Here is a 4,312-nt window from a genome sequence, read left to right as displayed (position 1 = left end):
CCATAGTCAGGAAACGACCCATCCTGAAACCCAATCGAATAGACCCTTCGCCCACATATACAATACGGCCGTTTCAAATCTCCGGTCGCTCTTATTTCTGCCACAGTATCATTAATATTCAACATGTTCCTCCAAATAGCCCTCAGCTATCAGTTTTCAGTATTCTTAATCCTAACAAGTATCACCCTTGAATCCTCAGATTCTATCGGCAGGTGAATAAACTTGTGATTTGCGTTCAATTTGCCTAAAATTTCGTCTGTAAATTCGTATCCTGAACCTTCTCCTGACGCAGGGCAGGGGAGGAAAGGGAGAGTGTCTCTCTGAAAAGCTCATTGTTTTAAAATCATACGACTCTACTAGCCCTCGTTAACCGTAACCTCCAACTTTGGTCCGTCGATGTGAGTGATTGTTGTCTTTTTGCCCTTTTCAATCTTCACTCTGATCCTGGTCCTGCCGACGGTTAAGTTGGTTACCTCAGCGGAAGGCCAATCAGCGGGTAGCCAGGGGGTTAACGTTAAGGTTCCTTTGGCAGCATCGGGTTCGGGCTTTAGGAGCATCCAGAGAAGTCCTTCTTCTAAAAACGCGGCCGACCAAAGCTGTAGATAATTCCAATGTGGGGATTGGAAATAGCGGAATATCGTAGCATCACCGTGCGGATCGAGCACCTCTGGAATAGCTCCCGGCATGATATGTCCGACACAATTAGCCATCATACGAACGTATTCAAGGGCCTTATCTCGGCGATCGTAATTAAGCTCCGAAACAGCGGCATAACCAGTCGTGACGGGCATGATTTCGTCGCGTGTATAGTGCAGCATAACACCGTATTCTGTCGAATACTTAGTGTCTTCGGCCTGAACAAATTGGCGCTCGATGCGTGCTTTATTCGCCAACCCCGCATACCCGACATTGCAATAGAGGTCCTTCATGATATGCCAGCCATCATCATTGGGGATGATCGGCTGATTGTTATCATCGAGCATCCCAATATAGTAGCCTTCTTTTTCGCACCAGAAGTAATCCTCGACCTGCTTCGTAATCCGCTCCTGTTCGCCCCTTGCTTTGGCGGCAATTTCGGTATCTCCAAGACGTTCGGCCATATTGGCAAGAGCGCGGAAACCCATGCCGATCCCTGCCGGATTACACTTATCGCGAACGCCGCCGGGTTTATCTTCCCATTCGATGAGGATCAAGCCATCTTTAGTCGGTTCTGAGAGAATATATTCCATCATTCCCTTCCGACAGATTGGGTAAGACTCTTTTAGAAACTCCTCATCGCCAGTCCAAAGATAGGTGTCCCATACCGATTGGGCAAAAAGACCAGTCTCCCCAGCACCGCCCGGATCGGGTACTGCGCCGCTGCTGACATATTCATGCGGTATCTTGCCGTTAGCCTTCATGCCGATCCGGCCAAGCATTCGAAGCGATTCTTTCGCCGTCTCATGCAACCCAACACCCAACATGCCGCGAATAGATACTTCGGTATCGCCGCCGAAATAGGACGTGTAATCCTGATAGCCCGCAACTACTGCCGTCCCAACACATGGGGTACCCTGAGTAACCCACTCCAAGTTCATCTTGCTCCATAAAAACGCATCATTCAGCTGCTCATCGGGCGTCTTCACGAGGGTCATATCACTTGCAATTTTGTTGTACCAATCAGATTTCTCTTTAACTTTGGCGTCCCAGTTGCTAATCACGCTATTAACAACGTTAATTGCGCCCTTTTCCCCTTCATGATCGCCTGAAAGGACAAATCGAACGCGGCCGGTCGGATTGAGGTCTAACGGAAACTTAAGTAGACAGGAAATACCGTTCCCCTGCGTTCTTTCGGGTCCCCAAAGGCTTTCGCCGGTCGCAATTCTAGCCGGCGGTGTATCCCATCCCAAAGCTGCAGCCCATTTGCAGTAATCATAAGGAATATCAAAACCGGAAGCGCCGTGAACGATCACCATATCACCAGTCGTCTCTGCTTCGAGATAGATTGGGTCTGGCCAACCGGACATCCAAGCGGGGAGAATATCAAAGCGGATTAAAACGTTAAGTTGTGCAACTTTCACCGATGGGTCTTTCGGTGTGACCTGAACCTCGAACCCGATTGCAGGATCCTCTTTAGGAACAAACTCTCGTCGGGTAACATTCCATCGAGGGGTATCATACCGATGCTCAACCCAAGCGCCACCCTCGCCTATTACAAACTCGTTCGTTTTCCTTAACCAGTTGCGGCGGATAGGATTGAAACCGAGTTCTTCTTCCTCACCGGTTTCGACACTGATCCAAATCCCATCAGCAATCTTGAGCGGGTGTACCCAGATACCGCCCATTTCGTTCGACCGATGCCACCCCAGGTCGCGGAATAACCCATCCTGCCATCCCACCATATAGCATCGCCGACCATGAATAGAATAAGGCCGCTGAAGTTCCTCAGTTCTAATCAGCTCAGGTATCAATTTCTTATCGCTCACAACTTCCCTCCAAACAGCTACACTTTAAACCTAATATGAACAATTTCACCATCTTGAACGATGTATTCTTTGCCTTCCAGGCGCATTTTGCCGGATTTCACGGCGTTGTCATAACCACCGCAAGCTTCGAGGTCTTTGAAGGTAATTACTTCTGCCCGAATAAAGCCTCGGGCGAGGTCGGAATGGATTTCACCAGCCGCATCAACTGAAGTTTCCCCACGTCGTAAAGGCCAGGCGTGGACTTCGGATTCGCCAACCGTGAAGAAAGTAATTAACCCAAGCGCCTCATAAACAGCTCTAATCAAACGATAAGCTGCCGGCGCTTTGATGCCCATGCTTTCGAGGAATTCAGTTCGATCTTCAGGAGCTAACTGTGCAATCTCTTTTTCAATATCAGCAGATAACGCCACCAAAGGGATATGACGCTCTTCACAGTATTTCTTCAACGGTTCGAGCAATTCTGAGGCCTCACCCTGCTCTATTGAAGCCTCATCGATGTTCACCGCGCATATCACCGGCTTGCCGCTCAAGAATTGGAAACCGCGAATCCGCTGCTCTTCTTCTTTGCCCAATTCCACCAGGCGAATGGGGTTATTACTCTCCAATTCGGCTTTAAGATGTTCCAAAATTCGCCACTCATTTTGCTCAGGCGTCCCGGATTGATGAGTAACCTGCATTTTCTGAAGGCGCTCCATCCGGTTTTCAACAATCTGAAGGTCGGCAAGAATTAGCTCTTCCTCGACCCGGCGCTGATCACGAAGCGGATCGATGGTCTCGTGATAGGGAGCATAAGGGCTTTCAAAGCCCCGCACCACATGCAATAGCAAATCCATTTTTCGAGCGTTCGAAAAGAACTCAGTCGAAAACGACCGATGCTCCCCAGGTTCTATTCGGGCAGCATTATCCTGAAACTCTATGTGATGCGGCGTTACCTTTTTGGGCTTGGTAACACTAACTATATAGTCGAACCGCGCATCAGGGACTATTACGCTGCCGACATCGGCTCCGTGATGGGCTCCGCAAACGGCTTCGAATAAGGTGGTTTTTCCTGTTATGGGATAGCCAAGTAGGCCAACAATCATGGCGCAGGCGACCTCTCTGTATAAATTTTGATAGTGGCAGGACGCATGGGGTGCTGCTGTGGATAGACCCACGCGAAATAGCCAATAACGCCTATGATAATCGCCAACAACCAGAAAAGGCGTGGAGGCCAAACCCGTTTTTTTGGTTTTGGCGGTAAAGTTCGACGTTGACGATAAGGATAGGTTCGTTGCATAGCACTCTAAGTTTAGCATGTGCGCCCTATTTCCTGCACCTTGAGTACTGATTCGTCTATTAGATAAGCCTATGATTGTATAATAGTTAAGGAAGATTTTTTGGAGGTTAGCATGCCCAGTTTGAGACGGTACTTTCTAATTATTGGATCGCTTATATTCTTATTTGCTCTCACCGGATGCGGTGGTGGTAGTGGAGGCGGTCAATCGAGTAATGTTGCCTCTATTGAAGTTACACAGGGACAGATCGTGCGGGTTGGAGATAGCCGCGAACTCCTATTTATCGCCCGTGATTCCGTTGGAAATATTGTCTCGCTTTCTGCAAACTTGGTTAGCTGGCAAGTCACATCCGGTCAGGATAAGCTGCAGTTTGTAAATGGACGCGCTCTAGGAATCGCTGAAGGATCCGCTACCGTTATTGCTTCCTATAATGGAATTTCCAGCTTACCAGCAACCGTATCAGTCTCTCTTACTGCCCCTGTAAACGCCAAATGGACGATTATAGTCTTCCTCAACTCAGCCAACGATTTGGATGATTTCGCGCCTTTGAATGTCAACCAAATGGAAGCAGGA

At 48.6% G+C, this 4,312-nt stretch carries 4 protein-coding genes; 1 reads left to right on the top strand and 3 read right to left on the bottom strand.

The annotated features are described in order from the left end of the window. Positions 1-356: 356 nt before the first annotated feature. The 3 genes from WCO51_10250 to WCO51_10240 are packed head-to-tail and all read right to left on the bottom strand — an operon-like array spanning position 357 to position 3,741. Positions 357-2,465, bottom strand: coding sequence for a glycosyl hydrolase family 65 protein (locus tag WCO51_10250; protein ID MEI6513639.1), 2,109 nt, complete (start codon positions 2,463-2,465; stop codon positions 357-359). Between the two features lie 17 nt (positions 2,466-2,482). Next, positions 2,483-3,547: a DUF933 domain-containing protein gene (locus tag WCO51_10245; GenBank protein MEI6513638.1), complete on the bottom strand. Its 1,065-nt coding sequence runs from the start codon at positions 3,545-3,547 to the stop codon at positions 2,483-2,485. Further along, positions 3,544-3,741, bottom strand: coding sequence for a hypothetical protein (locus tag WCO51_10240; GenBank protein MEI6513637.1), 198 nt, complete (start codon positions 3,739-3,741; stop codon positions 3,544-3,546). Before WCO51_10240 ends, WCO51_10245 begins: the two co-directional genes overlap by 4 nt. Before the next feature lie 112 nt (positions 3,742-3,853). On the opposite strand from WCO51_10240, the gene WCO51_10235 reads away from it, so the two are divergent. After that, the coding region (locus tag WCO51_10235) for a hypothetical protein (GenBank protein ID MEI6513636.1) at positions 3,854-4,312 on the top strand (459 nt) is incomplete at its 3' end.

This window comes from bacterium (assembly GCA_037131655.1).
Classification (GTDB): Bacteria; Armatimonadota; Fimbriimonadia; order Fimbriimonadales; family JBAXQP01; genus JBAXQP01.
This window is presented reverse-complemented; position numbering and strand designations above follow the sequence as displayed.

Coding starts and splice junctions, on each gene's coding strand:
- WCO51_10245 (MEI6513638.1), bottom strand. CDS start 3,547: ATGATTGTTGGCCTACTTGGCTATCCCATAACAGGAAAAACCACCTTA.
- WCO51_10240 (MEI6513637.1), bottom strand. CDS start 3,741: ATGCAACGAACCTATCCTTATCGTCAACGTCGAACTTTACCGCCAAAA.